This window comes from Pseudomonas sp. SWI44, assembly GCF_002947915.1.
Lineage (GTDB): Bacteria > Pseudomonadota > Gammaproteobacteria > Pseudomonadales > Pseudomonadaceae > Aquipseudomonas > Aquipseudomonas taiwanensis.
In genome coordinates, this window is the sequence record NZ_CP026674.1 from 4,855,636 (window position 1) to 4,874,950 (window position 19,315).

Annotated in this window: 20 protein-coding genes; 12 read left to right on the forward strand and 8 right to left on the reverse strand. The window is 62.9% G+C overall.

Annotated features, from left to right (window positions below):
- Positions 1 to 7: 7 nt before the first annotated feature.
- Complete coding sequence (locus tag C4Q26_RS22945) at positions 8 to 556, reverse strand: GNAT family N-acetyltransferase (protein WP_023380993.1); 549 nt, start codon at positions 554 to 556, stop codon at positions 8 to 10.
- Positions 557 to 743: 187 nt separating this feature from the next.
- On the opposite strand from C4Q26_RS22945, the gene C4Q26_RS22950 reads away from it, so the two are divergent.
- The 5 genes from C4Q26_RS22950 to C4Q26_RS22970 all read left to right on the forward strand — a co-directional run bounded on the left by C4Q26_RS22950 (position 744) and on the right by C4Q26_RS22970 (position 5,110).
- Positions 744 to 1,658 (forward strand): universal stress protein, encoded by a 915-nt coding sequence (locus C4Q26_RS22950; protein ID WP_027906746.1) that lies wholly within the window; start codon positions 744 to 746, stop codon positions 1,656 to 1,658.
- A 2-nt stretch (positions 1,659 to 1,660) separates the two neighbouring features.
- Entirely contained in the window at positions 1,661 to 3,028 is a 1,368-nt protein-coding gene (locus tag C4Q26_RS22955; protein WP_023380991.1) for an MBL fold metallo-hydrolase RNA specificity domain-containing protein, read from the forward strand.
- A gap of 55 nt (positions 3,029 to 3,083) precedes the next feature.
- Complete coding sequence (locus C4Q26_RS22960) at positions 3,084 to 3,692, forward strand: hypothetical protein (protein ID WP_104881632.1); 609 nt, start codon at positions 3,084 to 3,086, stop codon at positions 3,690 to 3,692.
- 61 nt (positions 3,693 to 3,753) lie between these two features.
- Entirely contained in the window at positions 3,754 to 4,458 is a 705-nt protein-coding gene (locus tag C4Q26_RS22965) for a phosphoribosyltransferase (protein WP_023380989.1), read from the forward strand.
- Positions 4,451 to 5,110, forward strand: coding sequence for a dienelactone hydrolase family protein (locus C4Q26_RS22970; RefSeq protein ID WP_256583297.1), 660 nt, complete (start codon positions 4,451 to 4,453; stop codon positions 5,108 to 5,110). The genes C4Q26_RS22965 and C4Q26_RS22970 overlap by 8 nt, the downstream gene beginning before the upstream one ends.
- 18 nt (positions 5,111 to 5,128) lie before the next feature.
- Here C4Q26_RS22970 and C4Q26_RS22975 read toward each other — a convergent pair whose 3' ends face one another.
- The 3 genes from C4Q26_RS22975 to C4Q26_RS27945 all read right to left on the reverse strand — a co-directional run bounded on the left by C4Q26_RS22975 (position 5,129) and on the right by C4Q26_RS27945 (position 7,868).
- A complete protein-coding gene (locus C4Q26_RS22975; protein ID WP_104883589.1) occupies positions 5,129 to 6,496 on the reverse strand; it encodes an erythromycin esterase family protein in 1,368 nt (455 codons plus the stop codon).
- 95 nt (positions 6,497 to 6,591) lie between these two features.
- Entirely contained in the window at positions 6,592 to 7,161 is a 570-nt protein-coding gene (locus C4Q26_RS22980) for a GNAT family N-acetyltransferase (protein ID WP_023380986.1), read from the reverse strand.
- Between the two features lie 110 nt (positions 7,162 to 7,271).
- Positions 7,272 to 7,868, reverse strand: a complete 597-nt coding sequence (locus tag C4Q26_RS27945; protein WP_158664634.1) for a universal stress protein — start codon at positions 7,866 to 7,868, stop codon at positions 7,272 to 7,274.
- Between C4Q26_RS27945 and C4Q26_RS27950 the strand changes: the two genes are divergently transcribed.
- Together C4Q26_RS27950 and fnr are read left to right on the forward strand one after the other, a co-directional pair.
- The gene (locus tag C4Q26_RS27950) at positions 7,839 to 8,252 is read left to right on the forward strand and encodes a hypothetical protein (protein ID WP_158664635.1); all 414 of its coding nucleotides are present in this window, start codon (positions 7,839 to 7,841) and stop codon (positions 8,250 to 8,252) included. The genes C4Q26_RS27945 and C4Q26_RS27950 overlap by 30 nt on opposite strands.
- A 120-nt stretch (positions 8,253 to 8,372) precedes the next feature.
- Positions 8,373 to 9,104, forward strand: a complete 732-nt coding sequence (gene fnr, locus C4Q26_RS22990; RefSeq protein ID WP_041925509.1) for a fumarate/nitrate reduction transcriptional regulator Fnr — start codon at positions 8,373 to 8,375, stop codon at positions 9,102 to 9,104.
- Here the strand turns inward: fnr and C4Q26_RS22995 are convergent.
- Positions 9,079 to 9,810 (reverse strand): hypothetical protein, encoded by a 732-nt coding sequence (locus C4Q26_RS22995; protein ID WP_104883590.1) that lies wholly within the window; start codon positions 9,808 to 9,810, stop codon positions 9,079 to 9,081. The two genes, fnr and C4Q26_RS22995, sit on opposite strands and share 26 nt — an antisense overlap.
- A 194-nt stretch (positions 9,811 to 10,004) precedes the next feature.
- Here C4Q26_RS22995 and C4Q26_RS23000 point away from each other — a divergent pair, with 194 nt between their 5' ends.
- The 3 genes from C4Q26_RS23000 (at position 10,005) to C4Q26_RS23010 (ending at position 13,507) form a co-directional block, all read left to right on the forward strand.
- Positions 10,005 to 10,565, forward strand: a complete 561-nt coding sequence (locus C4Q26_RS23000; RefSeq protein ID WP_023380982.1) for an Hsp20/alpha crystallin family protein — start codon at positions 10,005 to 10,007, stop codon at positions 10,563 to 10,565.
- Positions 10,566 to 10,627: 62 nt separating this feature from the next.
- Positions 10,628 to 11,092, forward strand: coding sequence for a CBS domain-containing protein (locus C4Q26_RS23005; protein ID WP_023380981.1), 465 nt, complete (start codon positions 10,628 to 10,630; stop codon positions 11,090 to 11,092).
- 39 nt (positions 11,093 to 11,131) lie between these two features.
- On the forward strand, positions 11,132 to 13,507 hold the full coding sequence (locus C4Q26_RS23010) for a phosphoketolase (RefSeq protein WP_104883591.1): 2,376 nt from the start codon (positions 11,132 to 11,134) through the stop codon (positions 13,505 to 13,507).
- Positions 13,508 to 13,514: 7 nt separating this feature from the next.
- Here the strand turns inward: C4Q26_RS23010 and C4Q26_RS23015 are convergent, their stop codons facing one another.
- From C4Q26_RS23015 to C4Q26_RS23025, 3 genes are read right to left on the reverse strand one after another with little or no spacing between them, the layout of a single operon-like run.
- The gene (locus C4Q26_RS23015) at positions 13,515 to 13,940 is read right to left on the reverse strand and encodes a potassium channel family protein (protein ID WP_023380979.1); all 426 of its coding nucleotides are present in this window, start codon (positions 13,938 to 13,940) and stop codon (positions 13,515 to 13,517) included.
- 27 nt (positions 13,941 to 13,967) lie between these two features.
- On the reverse strand, positions 13,968 to 15,809 hold the full coding sequence (gene ftsH, locus C4Q26_RS23020) for an ATP-dependent zinc metalloprotease FtsH (RefSeq protein WP_023380978.1): 1,842 nt from the start codon (positions 15,807 to 15,809) through the stop codon (positions 13,968 to 13,970).
- A gap of 27 nt (positions 15,810 to 15,836) precedes the next feature.
- Entirely contained in the window at positions 15,837 to 16,484 is a 648-nt protein-coding gene (locus C4Q26_RS23025; protein WP_023380977.1) for a BON domain-containing protein, read from the reverse strand.
- Between the two features lie 197 nt (positions 16,485 to 16,681).
- Here C4Q26_RS23025 and C4Q26_RS23030 point away from each other — a divergent pair, with 197 nt between their 5' ends.
- Positions 16,682 to 16,936: an Lpp/OprI family alanine-zipper lipoprotein gene (locus C4Q26_RS23030; RefSeq protein WP_041925689.1), complete on the forward strand. Its 255-nt coding sequence runs from the start codon at positions 16,682 to 16,684 to the stop codon at positions 16,934 to 16,936.
- A gap of 5 nt (positions 16,937 to 16,941) precedes the next feature.
- Positions 16,942 to 19,224, forward strand: a complete 2,283-nt coding sequence (locus C4Q26_RS23035) for a heavy metal translocating P-type ATPase (protein ID WP_104883592.1) — start codon at positions 16,942 to 16,944, stop codon at positions 19,222 to 19,224.
- The last annotated feature ends 91 nt before the right edge of the window (positions 19,225 to 19,315 follow it).

The window sequence follows — 19,315 nt, forward strand, 5'->3', positions numbered from 1 at the left end:
CTTGTCTTCAGGTGCGAAGGTCAAGTTCGTGAATGATCTCGCTGACATCGCCACCCAAGTAGCGTGAGCTGAAGCCCAGGCCCTTGGTCAGCCGGTGCATGGCATAGTTGTTCGCCAGGTCCCTGGAAATCATGCAGTGAAAGCCGTTGCGCTTGGCGGCTGCGATCAGGTGCTGCATCAGCAACCGGCCCAGCCCCTTGCGCTGCCATTGTTCGTCCACGGCGACGGCGCATTCGCAGAGGCGGCTGCCGGGCACGCTGGCATACCGGCTTACCCCGATCTGGTGCAACTGGCCATCTGCATGGACCAGGGCAACGTAGGCTTCGCGCTGGTGGTGATCCACTGGCATTTGCTGCGCATCCAGGCTTGGCACGCCGCCACTGAGCCCAGCGATCAAGCGGAAACGTCGGGCTTCGTAGGCGATCGTGCTGAGAAAGCGGCGGTCCCTTTCGCGGTCCTCTTCTCGCAGCGGACGGATCAGTACGGCAGCGCCGTCCGAAAGCTTCTCGATCCAATGCTCGCCCGTATCTGGCTGGTCAGCCTGCTGCTTGTTCATGTCGCCTCCCGATTACCTGGTCGATGCTTGCTGCAGCCGTTGTACCGTGCTGGGCGGCGCCGGTTCTGACAATCGTCAAGTTCAGGCGCGGCAGGTGGTTTTTCTGATCTGCATCAAGCGCGCATCAGCCTGCCTCCGGACAATCGCCTACATCATCACGCCAGCCGCGCAAGCCCGGAGGTTCGCCATGGGTCAATATCGACAACTGCTGGTGCTGCTCACCGAGGTCGATCCGCATTCGGCCGCGCTGCGCAGGGCCCTGGCCCTGGCGCATGTCAGTGGTGCCAGCGTGCATGTACTGGGCTTGTTCGAACCGACGCAGGAGCACCTGTTGCGTGAAGAGCGATTGAACGAGGCCGATATCCAGCGCCAGTTCGACCACTACCGTGTACGGCTGGCAGGTTTGGTCGAGCGTCACCGTGGCAGCGGTGTCGCCTTGACGGTCGACAGCCTGCAGGCGGACGACATCCGCAGCCAGGCCCTCGACTACATCAGCGAACTGCAGCCCGACATGGTCATCAAGGACAGCGAAGCGACGCCAACCATGGTGCGACTGTTCAGCACGCCCCTGGATTGCGCCTTGATGCGGGGCCTGAAGGGCATCACGCACTTCGTGCCGGCGGCAGCGGTGTCGCTGCCCCAGCGCGTGCTGGTCGCCGTTGACACTTCCTTCAGCGAAACCCCCGAGGTCCAGGCATCCTTCAATCGTGGGCTGATCCGTGCCGCGCAGGCGCTGGCACTGCAATGCGATGCACAGTTGCACCTGCTCTCGGCCTACAACCTGGCCGGCGTATTCGCCTCGGACATGAACGTCACCCAGGCGTGGATCGATGAGATGCGCAACGCCTTGAAGGAGCCGTTCGACACCTTGGCGGACACTGAGGGGGTCGCGGCGAATCGCCGCCATTTCATGGAAGGTGGCCCGGTGCAAGTGATTCGCGAGCAGGTCGCTGCGCTGGATATCGACGCGGTGGTCATGGGTGTGGTGCAGCCCAAAGGGCTGGACAAGCTGCTGGGCGATACCACCGAGCGCATCGTCAGCCGTCCACCGTGCAGTGTCCTGGCGGTTCACCCTCAAGCGGTCGAAACCTTGGAGCCCTAGCCATGCAACTGACATTTCTCGGTGGTACCGGGACCGTGACCGGCAGCAAGTTCCTGTTGACCCGCGACAGCAGCCGTGTGCTGATCGACTGCGGACTGTTCCAAGGTTACAAGCAACTGCGCCTGCGCAACTGGGAACCGCTTCCGGCGGCGCTTCATGCACTCGATGCGGTGGTGCTGACCCATGCCCATCTCGACCACAGTGGTTATCTTCCAGTGCTCGCACGGGAAGGCTATGCCGGTCCGATCTACGCAACCCCGGCCACCTGCGCCTTGGCCGAGATCCTGCTGCTCGACAGTGCCCGATTGCAGGAAGAGCAGGCCGAGCATGCCAACCGCCACGGCTACTCCAAGCATTCACCGGCACGCCCGCTGTACACCGAGCAGGATGCGAAGCGCGCCTTGGCACTGCTGCGCCCTGTGGAGTTGCATCACCCGATCATGGTCGTGCAAGGCATGGAGCTGCTGTTGCGCACGGCCGGGCACATACTTGGCGCGGCAACGGTGCAGATCAAGGTCGATGGCCAGACGCTGGTCTTCTCCGGGGACCTTGGCCGGCCACAGGACCCGATCATGCGCGCGCCGGAACTGATCAGGACGGCAGACGTGCTGCTGGTGGAATCCACCTATGGCGATCGCCAGCACCCAACCGAATCAACCGAGCAATACCTTGCCCAGGTCATCAACCAGACCCTCCTGCGCCATGGCATCACGTTGGTACCGTCATTCGCCGTCGGTCGTGCCCAGTTGCTGATGTACTACCTGTACAAGCTCAAGCGCGATGGCCTGATACCCGACATCCCGGTCTACCTCAACAGCCCGATGGCCACCGATGCAACCGCCCTGTACCAGCAGTTCAGAAGCGAGCATCGCTTGACGTCCACGGAATGCGCGGCAATGTGCAGGGGCACGCATATCATCCGTACGGTCGATGAGTCCCGGCATCTGGATCAGCTGCGGGAACCTTCGGTGATCATCGCCGCCAGTGGCATGGCGACTGGTGGACGGGTGCTGCACCATCTCAAGGCGTTGGCCCCCAACCCACGCAACAGCATCCTGTTCTCGGGTTTCCAGGCCGGTGGTACGCGCGGGGCTGATATCGTCGCCGGTGCACACAACGTCCGCCTGCATGGCGAAGACGTGCCCATCCGGGCCCAGGTGCATGCCATGGAGAACCTTTCAGCGCATGCCGATGCCGACGAGATCATGGAGTGGCTGCGCGGATTCGCCCGCCCGCCACGCCAGACCTACGTCATCCATGGCGAGCCCCATGCCGCCGACACGCTGCGACGGCGGATCAGCATCGAGCTCGGTTGGCAGGTCTGCGTGCCCGAGTACCAGGAAACCGTTGCCATTGACCCAGTGCGCTAGCGTGGGCCGGGAGGCTGTCATGGAAACACAAGCGAGGGCGAAACTCCGGGCCTGGATGCATCGGCCACGGGGTAGCCTGGGGTGGATCGTGGCGATCTTGGCATTGCTCATGGTGGCCGCTACCTACCGGTCGTTGAGCCCAAGCTGGCGTCTGCCCATGCAACACCCGTTCGTGCTGCTGGCTTTGCTGGCCTTGTGCGTGGCGTTGGGCTGGGTGGTGCAGCGTGGCGTCAAGCGCACGGTCGGCAAGACCATTTTCAATGGTCAGGCCACGGGCTGGCAGGCTCGGCTTGCCTTCCTGCGCTCGGTCACCCAGGAGTCGAATGTTCTTTTAGGCCTGTTGCTGCTGCTGGCGTTGCTCGCTGGCGGCACGCTTTGGCTGGCGGGGCGCTCGGTGGACCGTATCGTGGAGAATTGCGCAGACAACTTGCAGGCCCAGGTGAACACCCCAGGGGATGAGAAGCTCACGGCACTGGTCGGCAAGCCGGTGTGTACCTGCCTGGCGCAAACGTTCCTCGATCGCAATGGCGTGATCCGCCTGGCCTTGTTCGAAACGCCGATGCGGGAAGTGAGCGCATACAAGGCGTTGACGGCGGACGATGAACAGCGCTGTCTCGAGCAGTTCGACCTGCTACCTGAAGAAGCCCGGGCGACGGCGCCTTGAAGGGTGGTAGTGCTTGCCAGTAGGTGAAACGACAGGCGCCGTCTCGGCGCGGGAGGTTTCCATGTCACATGATCTTGCGCGTCGCACCCTGTACCCCGACCGCGCTGAAGCCGGTCGCTGCCTGGTGGCGCCGTTGAGCCAATACGCCGAACGGGCTGATGTAATCGTGCTCGCCTTGCCACGGGGCGGGGTGCCGGTGGCTTACGAGGTCGCCATCGCCCTCAAGGTTCGCCTGGACCTGCTGGTGGTGCGCAAGCTTGGCATGCCATCGCACCCGGAATATGCCATGGGCGCGATCGCTGGGGGAGGGGTGAAGATTCTCAATGACGATGCATTGCGGGCCTATCCGGTCGATCGGGCCCTGCTTGAGAGCGTGATAGCCAGGGAAACACAGGAACTGAGACGTCGTGAGCGCGCCTATCGGGGTGGCCGACCTCCGCTTCGGCTCAAAGACCAGACCGTGATCCTGGTCGATGATGGCCTGGCAACCGGGGCCTCGATGATGGCGGCCATCCAGGCGGTGCGTGCCCAATCGCCAGCGCGGATCGTGGTCGCGGTGCCGGTCGCGCCACCGGAAACGCTAGAGGCCCTGTGGAGCGAAGTGGACGAGGTGATCTGCCCGCTGGTGCCCGATCGGATGGTTTCGGTCGGCTATTGGTACCAGGACTTTCCGCAGACCTCGGACGAGGAGGTCATGGCGCTGATGGACAAGGCCGGGATCGCAGCGTCGTCCGGGGGCCGTGGCGGGGAGGCTGAAGATGACTGAGGTAGTGCTGCGCTCGATGAAATGGCCCGGCGTCGAACTGCTCGCGGACCTACGGTTACCCACCAACACCCAGGCCTTGGTCATTTTCGCCCATGGCAGCGGTAGCGGTCGGCTGAGCGCCAGAAACCAGTATGTGGCGGACGTGCTCGCCAGTCGCGGCCTCGGCTCGTTGCTGTTTGACCTTTTGACCGAGCAGGAGCAGCGACTGGACAACCAGACCGCCGCGCTGCGCTTTGATATTCCGCTGCTGGCGAAGCGGCTTACGGATGTCATCGATTGGGTTGGCCAGGACCCCGACCTTGGTAGCTTGCGCATTGGCGTGTTCGGCGCCAGTACGGGTGCAGCGGCGGCTTTGTGTGCGGCGGCCGAGCGCCCGGAGGTGGTGGCGGCGGTGGTCAGTCGGGGAGGGCGCACCGATCTGGCAGGCGAAGCGCTCAAGCGGGTACAAGCCCCGACCCTGCAGATCGTTGGTGGCAGGGACGTTCAGGTCCTGGAACTCAATCGTCAGGCCAGTCGGATGCTGCTTTGCGAGCATCGCTTGGAGGTAGTAGCAGGTGCTTCGCACCTGTTCGAAGAGCCTGGCACCCTGACCGAAGTCGCCGTTCTGGCGGGTGACTGGTTCGTCACCCACCTGCAAGACCCATCCCCTTGAGCCTTGCAGGCCGGATGTTCAGACGCCGAACGGATAGGTTTCGTCCTCCGGTTCAAGGTGTTGTTGTTTCGGCAGAGGCAGGGCGTCAACCGGTTGGGTCTGTTCGATCCAAAGCAGGGCGTCGAATTGCTCGGCCAGCACTGCTTCGAAGTAATGGCTCAGCCGTTCGCTCTCCGGTCGGTAGATGACGCCGATCGCGCGTTCGAGCAGTGGCATTGACAAGATGCGACGAAGCTCCTTGCGCTGTGGGTCTCGCCAGTCGGTCAAGGAAGCCGGTACGCCTGCCAGGCGGAACTGGTGCTCCCAACTGTCCGACCGCGAAGGACGGATGTCCTTGATCAGCATGTCGCCATCCCAGTCACTGGCGGCGGCCACTTGTCCGCGGTCGGTGGCCATGCCGATCAGCACGGCGTCCCGGCCAAACGCGTGGCGGCACAGTTGGCCGATGTTGAATTGGCCTTTCCAGCCCATTTCCGTGGCATCGGCGTTGCCGATGTGAGAGTTGTGTGCCCAGACCACGGCTTTGGCGTGTGGCCCGCGATGTTCCAGCAGTGCGCGCAGGGTATCGAACATGTGCCGGTCGCGCAGGTTCCACGAGGCAGTCGAGCCTCGGTAGATCGCCCGATAGTATTGTTCTGCGGCGATGATCACGCGTGCGTTCTGGGTGGCATTGAAAAACGCTTCATCATTGCGGATCAGGCCCGACAGCTGATCGGCCAGCATCACATTCAGTTGTTCGACCACAGGCTGCTCGCAGGGCATGACGCCACCCCGTTCGACGAAGTGGCCATACAGTGTCGGGTCATCCTGCCAGGGCGTCAGGCAACCATACCGTCGGCGCGCTTCGCGGGCCAGGTGCGGATCTGTCCGGTCCAAAAAGGCCAGCACTTCGTGAATGGAGTTGCGCAGGCTGTAGACGTCCAGGCCGCGAAACTCCACGCGGCGGTCGACGGCGAGCAGGCGATTATGCCCATGCAGCCAGTGGGCGAATGCCTTGACCTCGCTGTTGCGCCACATCCAGGTTGGGAAACGGCTGAATATATGGCGCTTCCATGCCGAATGAGCCAAGCCCCGCACGTACTGGTCAACGTGCCCTGCATCCGGCCAGTCGGCTTCGACGGCCACGATATCGAAGCCGTGCTGTTCGATCAGCCGCCGGGTAATGGCTGCACGGGCGCGATAGAACTCGCTGGTGCCATGGCTTGCCTCGCCCAGCATCACCACACGGGCGTCGGCGTAGCGATCGAACAGCGCGGCGAAGGCGGGGGACTCGAGGTCGGGCAAGGGTTCGGCGAATTGATGCAGCAGGGGGGCGATCTCCGCGCTGTCGACCTGGTATTGCTTGCCGTAGAGCATCTCCATCAGTTTGCGCGAGTTACCGTTCATGGATACCCTCCTCGTGCGGATGTGGCCGCAGGTCGTGGGGCGAAGAGCGGGTGGGGCAGCGCTGTGGCCACCCCAGGCGCTGGCGCAACGACGCTTCAGGTCAGGTTCAGGCGATGGATGACCTGGGTCGGGTCATCCGGGTCGGTGCTGGTGGTGAATCCTGCCGCCTTGGCCAGGTCACGCATCGCCTGGTTGGCGGCCGAGTCGATCGAATACATCTGTCGTAGGCCCTTGGCCCGGGCATGATCGGTCAGGTGCTTGAGCAAGAGTCGACCCAGACCATGGTGCTGCCAGCTGTCGAGCACGGTCACGGCGCATTCGCATTCATCCTTGCCGGCAATGGCGGCGTAACGGGAAATGCCCACCTCTTGCAGCTCGCCGTCCACATGGGCGAGGGCGACGTAGGCCGCTTGGCGGTCCTGGTCGACCGCCATCAACTGGTCGAGCATTGCCTCACCGGGCTCCTTGATCTGGCACAGGAAGCGAAAATGCCGCGACTGCGGTGACAGCCGTTCGATGAAGGCCCTCTCGCGCTCCCGGTCCTTGGCTTGCAGCGGTCTGATCAGCACATGGGTGCCATTGTCGAGGGCTTCGATCCAATGCTCGCCCGCAGGCTTGGGAAACGAGGGCGCGGTGTATTGGCGGGAGGGTTCTGTAGGAGCCATGGCAATAATCCTCGTGTGTCGGGAATGGACAATGGAGCTTCAGTTTCGACGCTTGGCCCTGCGCGGACTTGATAGTTGTCAATTGCCTGCCCTCCAGCGGGTGTCACCTGTCAGGCAGGGAACAACAGCGGATCGTCAAGGCTCGCCCAGGCTTGGGTCGCTGGCTGCATTGCCCTGTTCGGTGCGTTGACCACCAAAAGGCTGCAGGTGAGGTGGCTCAGCAAATAGCGCAGTGTCTCGTGCTGGCGCAGGTTATAGGCATTGGCGATCACCACCAGGTCGTATTCGCACCGATTGGCATAGGCGCAGAGGGTATGGGCGCAAGAGCCGACGATCAGGTGATGGTGAAGCGTCGGTATCCCAAGCTGCCCAGCAAATGCCTTGAACGTGGCGGCCAAGGTTTCGTACCTTGGGATTTCTGCCAGGCTGTAGTGCTCGCTATGGCGCAGCAGCGCCGCCTGGTCGTAGACCGAAAACAGGTGCATCTTGCCTTTGCGGGCCTGGCATACGGCCTTGGCTACCTCGATGACGTGGGCATTCAATGCCCGTTCGTCGAGGTCTTCGCAGCTTGCTGGCGCGGCGACGAACAGCTTCTCCAGGTTGGGCGCCACCTGTTCGCGAGCGAACAGCACCGGGCAGGGAGCTTTTTCCAGCAGTTGCAGGTCCAGGTTGGCCTGATGCGCCGCCTCGTCGGCGGCATGGTCCATGACCACCAGGTCCGCGCCACAGCGCGTGACTTGCGCCGCGACGCCGTTTGCCGTGGGTTTGAGTACCGTGACATCAGGACTGACACGAAGGCCCCTGGACGCAAGATGGGAGGCCCGCTGTTTCAGGTACGACTCGACGGACGGTTTCTGCCCGCCAAGGGATGGGGCACGCAGCGCGGCAAGCGAAACACTGGCGTCCAAGGCCATTGCCAATTCGGCGCTTTGCTCAACCGCCGGGCTGTATCGATCATCGCAAGGGGCGATCAAAAGCAAGTGATTGATTTTCATAAATGGGGCCTTCTGTCTGGACTGAGCATCGATCGAGCCGCACTGGCTGCTTGCAACCTGCCGACAGTCGAGCATGAGAGCAGCGCGCAGACCTGACTTGATCTTCATCAAGCCTTGAGCAGGACGGCGTGACCCTTGGTCGGAGGGCGCGAAAAGGCCGGGGGAACCAGCTAATTTGTATTAATACCCCCCATGCACATTAGCGGAGGCATGGTCATGTCAGGCTCACTGGATATGGGGGCAAGGCCCCATGTGAAGTGCCTTGCGTGTTCGTTGAGCCGGCTTTGCCTGCCCGCCAGCCTCAGTGCCGACGAAGTGGACAAGCTGGAGCGAATCGTGCGCCGTAACCGCCCGTTGAAGAAGGGCGAGTATCTGTTCAAGGCCGATGAGCCGATGGAGCACGTGTTCGCCCTACGCTCAGGGGCGATCAAGAGTTTCCTGATCGATACCGAGGGCAACGAGCGGATTACCGGTTTCGTCCTGCCGGGGGAGATGCTGGGGCTGGACGCCATTGGTGCAAGGCATTATCGAAGCTATGCCCTGGCGCTGGAGGTTTCGCTGGTGTGTTCCATCAGGCTGGATCAGCTGGTCGACCTGTCGGGGCAGATCCCAGGCTTGCGTTACCAGCTGTTGCATATGCTGAGCATGGGGATTCAGGGCAAGGATGAGCACTTGCGCTGCTGCCACGGCCGAGCCGAACAGCGGCTTTCGATATTCCTGCTCGGCATGTCGGCGCGTTATCACGAACGCGGCCTGCGCGCAGACGTCTTCAACCTGCCGATGTCCCGTGGCGATATCGCCAACTACCTGGACCTTACCCTGGAAACCGTCAGTAGGCTGTTCAGCCGTTTCACCCAGGCAGGGTTCGTGAAATGCGTCGGGCGGGAAGTTCGGCTGGTCGACTTGCAAAGCCTGCTGAACCTCAGCCGGCTGGAGGAACCCACTTGAGCGCAGCCAGGACCCTGTCATAGCGCTGGACCGGCCCTCCCAGTGGACAGTGATCCCCCCAGGTTGGCCGAGGCATATGGTCGGTCCGCAGCCAGATGCGCTGTGGCGATATCCCCTTTTGCCAACACAGGCGTGCTGCTTGTCGAGCCACCTGGGGCGGCGCGCAGCAGTAGACCGTGTCTGGCCTGAATGCTTGCAGTTGCTGTGTCAGTTGCATCCATCCGCTTGAGGGGTCGCGCGGCGCCGTCGTTTGCGCGCGAAGCCATGGCCGGCATTCAGCGGGCAGGTGCTCCAGCGCCAAGCCCTCGTGTAGCAAGCGCACCTGTACCCAAGGCAGCCAGCAGCGGACCTCATCGAGCATGCACAATAGCGCCAATATCCCTTCGCCCCGTGTGATCGCCAGCAGGCGCGCACTCTGCAAGGGCACTGGCCAGCCGCTGCCCAACGGGCCTGAATACCCCAGCAGCTCGCCTGGCTGCCCCAGCGGGTGCGCACCGTGGGTAGTCACCACGAACCGTCCATCCACTCCGGGCAGGCTGACGTAGCTGCATGGCCAGCGCTCGGTGCGATTGGCCAGCAGGCAATACTGGCCTGGCATCGCCTCGGTGAATAGCGGGCTGCACTGTGCCAGGCGCAGGCATTGTTGAATACCCGGGCCAGGGAAGGTTTCCAGCAAGCGGACACGCTTGCCGTCGTCCCGCTCCATAGTCGCCTCGATAGTGTCTGGATGGACCGCACTGTTTTCAGGCTAGGCGTCTGCCAGAACGGGACTTTGATCAGGATCAAACCGACAAGCGATGGCAGCAGCGCGCTGATTGATAAAGGTCAAGCGCGGGGTTGCCTGCCCGCGCACGATCGAGGTGTCTCCCTGGGAGGCATTACTCATTCGAGGAGGTCGCCATGTCCGAAGCAGCCAAGAAAGTACCTGTCACTCCCGCAGCCACCCAACCTGCCAAGGCTTCTCCACCCGGCACCGAGCCGTCGGACCTGTGGCGGCCGTTCCAGCAGCTGCGGCGCCAGATCGACAGCCTGTTCGACGATTTCGGGCGCCGGCCATTGCGCTTGCCGTTCAGCCACACCCCATTCGATGTCGAGCCGTTCTGGCGCCGTGAGCTGTTCGCCCATGGCATGCCGGCAATGGATATCAGCGAACTGGCCGATGAGTTTCGCATCAGTGCCGAACTGCCAGGTGTGGACGACAAGGACATCGAGATCAAGCTGGTCAATGGCAATGTGGTGATTCGCGGCGAGAAGCAGGAAGAGGTCGACGAAAAGCGTAAGGAGTACCACCTGTCGGAGCGGCATTACGGCAGCTTCGAGCGGGTCTTCCAACTGCCCCGTGAAGTCGACGCTGAAAAGATCAATGCCCAGTTTGCCAAGGGCGTACTGTTGGTGCACCTGCCCAAGCGCGCCGAAGCGATTCACCCTGAAAAAGTGATTCCTATCAAAAGCAGCAAGTGATTGACCCGACCGATTTCAGGAGCAGGGACGCTCCGCCTTCGCATTCCAAAAGGTAGAACATCATGTCCATTGGCAAATACTGCAACCGGGATGTGGTCACAGCGCCCCCCAGCATTTCCATCTACGCCGCGGCGCGGATGATGAGCCGGTACCACGTCGGGGACCTGGTGCTGGCCGAGCCTGTCGACCGCGACCGTTGCCGGCCCATCGGCCTGATCACCGACCGTGACCTTGCGCTGAGGATCATCGCCCGCAACCCTCCTGACCAGGAAGACCTGCAGGCCATCGACGTGCTGCCACGTCCATTGATCACCGCGAACCAGAACGAAGACCTGTTCGATGTGATTCTGAACATGCGGCGAGCCAACATCAGGCGGATCCCGGTGGTCGATGACTTTGGCCTATTGGTCGGAATCGTCACCGCGGACGACTTGGTGGGGCTGTTGGCCGACCACCTGCACGAGCTGACGTTGCTGATCCGTCAGCAGAGCCGGCGGGAAGAAGATATCCGCGCCGGGGACATCTGAACCCCATGCGCGTGCGCGCCATCGACAGAGGGGGCGATCATGAACGATTTTCCAGGCACCGAGGAACTGGAATGGCTGGATGCCTACTGGCGGGCCGCGAACTACCTTACCGTTGGCCAGATCTACCTGCAGGGCAATCCCTTGCTGGCCACGCCGCTGAAGCTGACCGACATCAAGCCTCGGTTGCTGGGGCACTGGGGCACGTCGCCAGGGCTCAACCTGATCTACACCCATCTGAACCGGCTGATCCGCCATTACGACCTGAACATGTTGTTCGTCGCCGGCCCTGGCCATGGCGGCCCGGCCATGGTTGCCCAGGCGTACCTGGATGGCACCTACACCGAGCTGAACCCTGCGATAGAACGTAACGCGCAGGGAATGGCGCGGTTGTTTCGTCAGTTTTCCTGGCCGTACGGCATTGGCAGCCATGTCGGCCCGCATGTTCCGGGTTCTCTGCACGAAGGTGGCGAGCTGGGCTATGCCTTGGTCCATGCCTATGGCGCAGCCCTGGACAATCCGCAGCTGATCGTGGCCTGCGTCATCGGCGACGGCGAGGCGGAAACCGGAGCGCTGGCGGCGAGCTGGCATTGCAACAAATTCCTCAATCCCGCGCGCGACGGTGCGGTACTGCCGATCCTGCACCTCAATGGCTACAAGATCGCCAACCCGACGGTGCTGTCGCGGATCAGCGAGGACGAGTTGACCAGCCTCATGTATGGCTACGGTTATGATCCTTATTTCGTCGAGGGCGACGAACCGATGGAGGTGCATCGGGCGTTGGCCAGGACGCTGGATGTGATCTACGAGAAAATCTGCCAGATCCAGCGGCTTGCCCGGCACACCGAGGCGGGCCAAGCCATCGACCGGCCATTGTGGCCGGTGCTGGTCTTGCGCACCCCAAAAGGCTGGACGGGGCCGACGTTCGTCGATGGGCAGCGGGTAGAGGGAACCTGGCGCTCCCATCAACTGCCCCTGGGAGACCTTCGCAAGCCACTGCACTTGCAGCAGTTGCAGCAATGGCTGGAAAGCTACCGGCCGCATGAATTGTTCGATGCCCAGGGCGCGTTGTTGCCGGAACTGGCCGCGCTGGTCCCGACCGGGCGGCGGCGCATGAGCGCGAACCCACATGCTAATGGCGGGCTGCTGTTGCGAGCGCTGGACCTTCCGCGCTTCAGCGACTACAGCGTGAAGATGGACGGGCCTGGACGCGTACGCGCAGAGGCGACCCGGGTTCTGGGCAGCTACTTGCGCGACGTGATCAAGAACAGCCTGGTGTCCCGCGATTTCCGCCTGTTCGGCCCTGACGAGACGGCTTCCAACCGGCTGGATGCGGTATTCGAGGCGACCTGCAAGGTCTGGCTGGACCCCCACGGTGCCGAGGATGACCACCTCGGTCCAGATGGCAGGGTGATGGAGATTCTCAGCGAGCAGATATGCGAAGGTTGGCTGGAGGGTTACCTGCTGACCGGCCGCCACGGCTTGTTTTCGTGTTATGAAGCGTTCATCCACATCGTCGATTCGATGATCAACCAGCATGCAAAATGGCTCAAGACAGCCGCCGAAGTGCCGTGGCGCAAGCCGATCGCTTCGTTGAACATCCTGCTGACCTCGCATGTCTGGCGTCAGGACCACAACGGCTTTTCGCACCAGGACCCAGGTCTGCTGGACCTTCTGGCGAACAAGAAGGCCGATCTTGCGCGTATCTACCTGCCCCCGGACGCCAACTGCCTGCTGTCCGTGGCTGACCATTGCCTGCGCAGCCGTGGCTACATCAATGTGATCGTTGCCGGCAAGCAACTGGAGTGGCAGTGGCTGGATGGGCAGGCGGCGAACCTGCACTGCCAGGCTGGCATCGGGCGTTGGGCATGGGCCAGCCATGACGATGACCTGCCGGAGGTGGTCCTCGCCTGCGCAGGCGATGTGCCGACGCTGGAAGTGCTGGCGGCGGTAACCCTGCTTCGTGACGACGTCGCCGACCTGCGGGTCAGGGTGGTGAACGTGGTCGACCTGATGGCACTGCAATCACCGCTACAGCATCCGCACGGCTTGCCCGACAGTGACTTCAATGCGCTGTTCACCGAAGAGCAGCCGGTGATCTTCGCCTTCCATGGTTACCCGGCCCTGGTTCACCGCCTCATCTACAAGCGTGCCAACCCGCAGCGTTTCCATGTGCATGGCTTTCGTGAGGAAGGGGCGACCACCACGCCGTTCGACATGACGGTCATCAACAACCTCGACCGCTACCAGCTGGTGCTGGATGTGTTCGAACGCGTGCCTCGCCTGCAAGCGCAGGTGGAGCGGGCGCGAACCCGCTACTGGTCGACCATGGAAAAGCACAAGCTGTACCTGATCGAGCATGGCGAAGACATGCCTGAGGTTGCGCAATGGCACTGGACACCGCACCCAGACGCCTGAACCGGCGCTATTTGGCTTTCCAGTATTTCTGCATTTCGAGGAACAGGAACGACGCGGTCCAGGTGATCAGCACCAGGCCTGTCAACGCTTGCAGGCCGGTGAGGTACTTGAGATGACCGGTAGGGGCGATGTCGCCAAAGCCTATCGTGGTGTAGGTGGTAAAGGAAAAGTACACGCAATCGAGCAAGCTGCCGTCGAAGTTGCCACTGAGCGTGCCCCAGCCCTCGGCGTGGGCCATCAGGTAATACACCAGGGCGAAACACCAGACCTCCAAGGCATGGGCCAGCAGCGCGCCAAACACGCCAGCGACGATCCGGAACCGGCTCCACAGCTTCAGCCGCGGTAGCCAGTCGTTCAGGCGAAGCAGGCATTCGTAGTGGATGATCACCACCAGGATCACCACCAGCATGTTGATCAATGTGACGGTGAGCATGGTCGGTACTCGGATTGGATCGGTCTGTCATTTGGCCGCATCGACCAGATTATAGGTGGCAGGCTCCTTGGCCAGGGGCAGCAGCGCGGGGAATTCTTCCGGGGTGATGGTTTCCTTGGCCAATAACAGGCGTGCCCCAGCGTCCAGGTCGGAACGTCGCTGTTCGAGCAACGTCCGGGCACGGGCGTAGGCTTCCTCCAGCAAGCCGCGAATACCCAGGTCGATTTCCCTTGCGGTCTGCTCCGAGTAGTCCTTGCGCTCCTGGCGCAACAACGATTCGCCCAGGTAGCTGGCCTGCTGCCGCTCCAGCACTGCCTGGCCCAGCTCCGTGCTCATGCCGAAGCGGGTGATCAGCTGGCGGGCGATGTCGGTGGCGCGTCCCAAGTCGTCAGCGGCTCCGGTGGACACCTGGCCGAATACCAGGCTTTCGGCGGCCCGCCCGGCCATCAGTACGACGATCCGGTCGCGCAGCATCTGCGCGCTGATCAGGTAGCGGTCATCGGTCGGCCGTTGCAGCGTGAACCCCAGCGAGCCAGCGGCTCTGGGGATGATCGACACTTTGTGCACCGGGTCCATCGCCGGCAGGCTGCTTGCCGCGAGTGCGTGGCCCATTTCATGGTACGCCACAACCTGGCGTTCATCGTCGCGCAGCACGTTGCCCTTGCGCTCCACGCCTGCCACCAGGCGTTCGACGGCAGCGGTGAAGTCCTGCAGCTCAACCCATTGGCTGGCGCGCCGGGTGGCGACGATGGCGGCTTCGTTCACCAGGTTGGCCAGGTCGGCGCCGGTCAGGCCAGGGGTGATCTCGGCAATGCGTTCCAAGTCCAGGTCGTTCTTGTAGACGATCTTGTGCAGGTGCACCTTAAGGATCGCCAGGCGGCCCTTGCGGTCGGGGCGGTCGATCAGGATCTGCCGGTCGAAGCGTCCGGCGCGCAGCAGCGCCGGGTCCAGTATCTCAGGGCGATTGGTCGCTGCCAGCAGCACGACACCTTCGCGTGGATCGAAGCCATCGAGCTCAGCCAGCAGTTGATTGAGGGTCTGTTCCTTCTCGTCGTTGCCGCCCAGGCTGCCGATACCACGCATCTTGCCCAGGGCGTCCAGTTCGTCGATGAAGATGATGCAGGGCGCTGCGCGCCGGGCCTGGTCGAACAGGTCGCGCACCCGCGCCGCGCCCACGCCGACGAACATCTCGACGAACTCCGACCCGGAGATCGAGAAAAACGGTACCGCCGCCTCTCCGGCGATGGCCTTGGCGACCAGGGTCTTGCCGGTGCCAGGGGGGCCGACCAGCAACGTGCCCTTGGGCACATGCGCCCCCAGGCGGGCATAGAACGCCTGGTTCTTGAGAAAGGACACCACTTCGGTGAGCTCGCCCTTGACGTCGTCTATGCCCGCCACATCGGCGAAGGTGACCTTGGTATCGCGCTCGACATAGACGCGCGCACGTGACTTGCCCACGCTCATCAACCCGCCCAACCCCTGTTTGTCGGTCACGCCACGAAACAGGAAGAACCACAGCGCCAGCATCATCATCAGCGGCATCAGCCAACCCACCAGGCTCGCCAGGTTGCTGTCCTCGGCTACCCCAGTGAAGGTAACGCCCGTACGGCCCAATTGCTCGCTCAACTGCGGGTCGACCCGCACCGTGGAGAACACCGAACGCCCGGCGATCGGTTCCTGCAATGTGCCCAGGATGCGGTCATGTTCGATCCGCAGCTCACTGACCTTTTGCTGTTCGAGCAATTGCAGGAACTGGCTATAGGAGATGGTCTGAACGGCCGCTCGGTTGAACAGGCCGAACTGGATGGCGGCGAGCACGGCCAGGCCGATTGCCAGCAGGTACAGCGTCCAGGGCTGATCTTTGTTCATGACCGTCTCTCCTGGTGGGCCGCCGGGCTAGGCGATCAACAGGTAGTCTTCAACCTTGCTTACGCCAGGCACTGCCCAGGCAGCGCGCTCGACCACTTCCCGTTCACGAAGCAAGTGCACCTTGCCTTCCAGCCGGACCACACCGCCGTTGACGGTAATGCGGATGCCCTCGGCCTGGATCTCTGCGCTGCGCTTGAGGGCCTGTTCGATGCGATGGCGGATATCGCTGGCATTGGCCCGCGCCTTCAAGGTGATGCGATTGTGCACGCCGACCACGCCCGACAGACGCCAAACCGCTTGCTCGATCACTTCCTTCTGGTATTGCCAGTCCAGTTCGCCTTCCAAGGTCACCGTGCCTTTGTGAACGGTGACCTTGATGCCCTCGACATTGGCATCCGAGCTCCAGGCGATGATCTTCAGGGCGCGGCTGGCAATGGTATCGTCGGCAGTACCTTCGAGCTTGTTCAGTCGGACTTCGATTTCCTCGGCCAGCCCACGCACGCCTTTCATGGCTTTGACGGTGCGCTCGGCACTGATCTTCTGGGCATAACTGCTGACGTGGCCGGACAGTGTGACCACGCCATCCTGCACCGTCACACCGATGCTGGCGGCATTGATGTCAGGTTGAAACGCCAACTCTTCAAGCACCAGGTCGCGCAAATCAAGGTCGTTCATGATGGTCTCCGCTATCCATTGGAAAGGTGGGCCGAGATGCCCTCAGCCCATGTTTCTACCCTCCAGCGGTACCACGCGATTGACAAAGGTCAAAACCGGCGCGCTACCGTACGCCTGGCGAGATTGATAAATGTCAGGCTGCGGTGAGTGCCGGTGCCGATACTAGGGGTGTCTTGAGCATGCGCGAGGGCACCACCATGCAACGCTATCTGCTTGCCGGCTTGTCCAGCCTGCTGCTGGTATTGGTTTGGGGATGCACGCCATGGCACGCTGAGCAATACGACGCACGGCTGGAGTCGGCCGAGAACAACGCGGCGACCGCGCGCTTGCGGGCCGACCAGGTGTGCTACCGCATCGATATGGTCGAGCAGACCGCCAACGAGGCGTTGCGCAGAGCGACACAGGCCCAGGAACAGGTCCAGCAGTTGCTCCAGCAGGCCAAACGCAAGTAACGGCCATGTCACGTCGATGGCTGGACCCAAGCCTGTTGCTGGTCTGCGTCCTGTCCCTGCTGTTGGGCGGGCTGGTCTATGCCGCGCAACAGCCGGTTTGGGCGGCGTTGATCTGGGCCGGCGGCAGCGCGCTCATGGCAGTGGTGCTGGCGGTGGAAATGGTCCAGCGCCTGGCCAGGCGTGAGGCGGGCATCGACCTGATCGCGCTGATGTCGATTGGCGCGGCCCTGGCCCTGGAGCAAATGCTGGTGGGCGCCGTGGTTGCGCTGATGCTGGCCACGGGGCGTGCCTTGGAGACGCTCAGCCTGCGTCACGCCGAGCGCGAATTGCGCGCACTGATCGACCGGGCGCCACAGCGGGCCTGGATTCAGGAGCAGGAGGGCTTGCGTGAGGTGCCGGTCGACGCAGTCCGCGCTGGCCACCGCGTCCTGGTGCGCCTGGGCGAAATCGTGCCAGTGGACGGGTACTTGCAGTCTGAGCAGGCGACTCTGGACGAAGCTGCGCTGACCGGCGAATCGTTGCCCGTCACCCGCCATGCCGGTGAGCCGGTGGCCAGCGGCGTGACCAACACAGGCGCGCCGCTGCTCTTGCTGGCCACCCGTACCGCAGCGCAAAGCACTTACGCGGGCATCGTGCGACTGGCCGAAGCGGCACGTCAGTCACGGGCACCGTTCGTGCGCCTGGCCGACCGCTACGCACTGGCGCTGATCCCGTTGACATTGCTGATGGCTGCGCTGGCGTGGTGGGCCAGTGGCGATGTGCAGCGGGTGCTCGCCGTGCTGGTGGTCGCCACGCCTTGCCCGCTGATACTGGCTGTGCCGATTGCCATCATTTCAGGCATTTCGAGGGCTGCACGGCGCAACATACTGGTGCGTGACGGCGAGGTGCTCGAAGCCCTCGCCGGCGTGCGCCAGGTGTTCCTCGACAAGACCGGGACCTTGACCAGTGGCCATGCCCAGTTGCAGTCGATCGAGGTGAGGGGGCAGGGCGCGCCCTTGCAGATGCTGCAGCTGGCCGCTTCGTTGGCCCAGTCATCGACCCATCCGATTGCCCAGGCCATTGTTCATGCTGCCCGATTGCGCAACGTGACGCTGACCGCCGCCCAGCAGGTGGAGGAAAGCCCCGGCCAGGGGCTCGCCGGGGTTGTGCACGGCAAGGCTGTACGCTTGGGTGCCCTGGCCTATGTGCAGCAGGAGAAGGACGATGGGCACTGGGCACAGGAGCGTTTGCAGCAACTGGACTACCTGGCCAACAGCGGCAGTTTCGTGGCGGTTGACGGTGAGTTGAAAGCGGTACTGCGGCTGGCCGATGACCTGCGCCGGGAAACCCCCCAGACACTGCGACGCCTGCGGGCGCGAGGGATCGACAAGGTGGTCATGCTCACCGGTGACCGCCCGGAAACCGCGGAAATGGTCGCGCTGGCGGCGGGTATCGACGAGCTTCGCTCAGGGCTCTCGCCAGAAGACAAAATTCGCCTGGTGCAGGAGGGCTGCCGTACGGCCCCCTCGCTGATGGTCGGCGACGGCATCAACGACGCACCGGCATTGGCGGCGGCCGATGTCGGGGTTGCCATGGGGGCTTCTGGCGTGACGGCCTCCGCCCAGGCGGCCGGTGTGGTGTTGCTGGTCGATCGGCTCGATCGCTTGGTCGAGGCCCTGGATATCGCCCGGCATGCCGTGTACATCGCCCGGCAGGGAGTATGGCTGGGGATGAGCCTGTCGTTGCTGGCGATGGTGGTTGCAGCCGCCGGCTACCTGCCGGCATTGCTGGGGGCGGTGTTGCAGGAAGGTATCGACCTGTTGATCATCGTCAACGCCTTGCGTGCGCTAGGCCCCTTGACGGCCAGGCAACGCAGCGGGCTTGCCGTCGAGGACCTGGATCGGTTGCAGGACGAGCATCGGCAACTCGACGGGTTGCTGACGGAACTGAGCCAGATGGCCTGCGACTTCGCCAAGCGTCCCATCGAGCAGGCGCGGGCTGACCTCGGCAGGCTGGTCACCGGGCTGCATGACCTTCTGGAGCGCCACGAGCGCGATGACGAGCGTCGTCTGTACCCGCTGCTGAGCCGCTTCATGCCCGGCGAAGACCCGTTGTCGGCGATGAGCCATACCCACCGGGAAATTTTCCGCCTCATCCATCTTCTGTCCTGCATGAACCACGATTTCAGTCAGGCGGCAGCGAGCCCGAGCGCAGATGACATCCAGCACCAGCTGATACGCCTGGACACCTTGGCAAAGTTGCACTTCGACCAGGAAGAGGCCCTTTACCGGTACCTGGATCAACGCTGAGCGCAGCGTTCAGCGCCTTGTAGGGTTGATAAAAATCAAGCACCCAATGTGGTGGAGCGGGATGCTGGCAGCAGCTGTTTCATGCCCTGGC

Coding starts and splice junctions, on each gene's coding strand:
- C4Q26_RS23015 (WP_023380979.1), bottom strand. CDS start 13,940: ATGCTCACCGTCACATTGATCAACATGCTGGTGGTGATCCTGGTGGTG.
- ftsH (WP_023380978.1), bottom strand. CDS start 15,809: ATGAACAAAGATCAGCCCTGGACGCTGTACCTGCTGGCAATCGGCCTG.
- C4Q26_RS22950 (WP_027906746.1), top strand. CDS start 744: ATGGGTCAATATCGACAACTGCTGGTGCTGCTCACCGAGGTCGATCCG.
- C4Q26_RS22960 (WP_104881632.1), top strand. CDS start 3,084: ATGCATCGGCCACGGGGTAGCCTGGGGTGGATCGTGGCGATCTTGGCA.
- C4Q26_RS22955 (WP_023380991.1), top strand. CDS start 1,661: ATGCAACTGACATTTCTCGGTGGTACCGGGACCGTGACCGGCAGCAAG.
- C4Q26_RS23005 (WP_023380981.1), top strand. CDS start 10,628: ATGTCCATTGGCAAATACTGCAACCGGGATGTGGTCACAGCGCCCCCC.
- C4Q26_RS23025 (WP_023380977.1), bottom strand. CDS start 16,484: ATGAACGACCTTGATTTGCGCGACCTGGTGCTTGAAGAGTTGGCGTTT.
- C4Q26_RS27950 (WP_158664635.1), top strand. CDS start 7,839: ATGCGCCGCCTCGTCGGCGGCATGGTCCATGACCACCAGGTCCGCGCC.
- C4Q26_RS22975 (WP_104883589.1), bottom strand. CDS start 6,496: ATGAACGGTAACTCGCGCAAACTGATGGAGATGCTCTACGGCAAGCAA.
- C4Q26_RS22970 (WP_256583297.1), top strand. CDS start 4,451: ATGACTGAGGTAGTGCTGCGCTCGATGAAATGGCCCGGCGTCGAACTG.
- C4Q26_RS27945 (WP_158664634.1), bottom strand. CDS start 7,868: ATGGACCATGCCGCCGACGAGGCGGCGCATCAGGCCAACCTGGACCTG.
- C4Q26_RS23030 (WP_041925689.1), top strand. CDS start 16,682: ATGCAACGCTATCTGCTTGCCGGCTTGTCCAGCCTGCTGCTGGTATTG.
- C4Q26_RS23000 (WP_023380982.1), top strand. CDS start 10,005: ATGTCCGAAGCAGCCAAGAAAGTACCTGTCACTCCCGCAGCCACCCAA.
- C4Q26_RS22995 (WP_104883590.1), bottom strand. CDS start 9,810: ATGGAGCGGGACGACGGCAAGCGTGTCCGCTTGCTGGAAACCTTCCCT.
- C4Q26_RS22965 (WP_023380989.1), top strand. CDS start 3,754: ATGTCACATGATCTTGCGCGTCGCACCCTGTACCCCGACCGCGCTGAA.
- C4Q26_RS22980 (WP_023380986.1), bottom strand. CDS start 7,161: ATGGCTCCTACAGAACCCTCCCGCCAATACACCGCGCCCTCGTTTCCC.
- C4Q26_RS23035 (WP_104883592.1), top strand. CDS start 16,942: ATGTCACGTCGATGGCTGGACCCAAGCCTGTTGCTGGTCTGCGTCCTG.
- fnr (WP_041925509.1), top strand. CDS start 8,373: ATGTCAGGCTCACTGGATATGGGGGCAAGGCCCCATGTGAAGTGCCTT.
- C4Q26_RS23010 (WP_104883591.1), top strand. CDS start 11,132: ATGAACGATTTTCCAGGCACCGAGGAACTGGAATGGCTGGATGCCTAC.
- C4Q26_RS22945 (WP_023380993.1), bottom strand. CDS start 556: ATGAACAAGCAGCAGGCTGACCAGCCAGATACGGGCGAGCATTGGATC.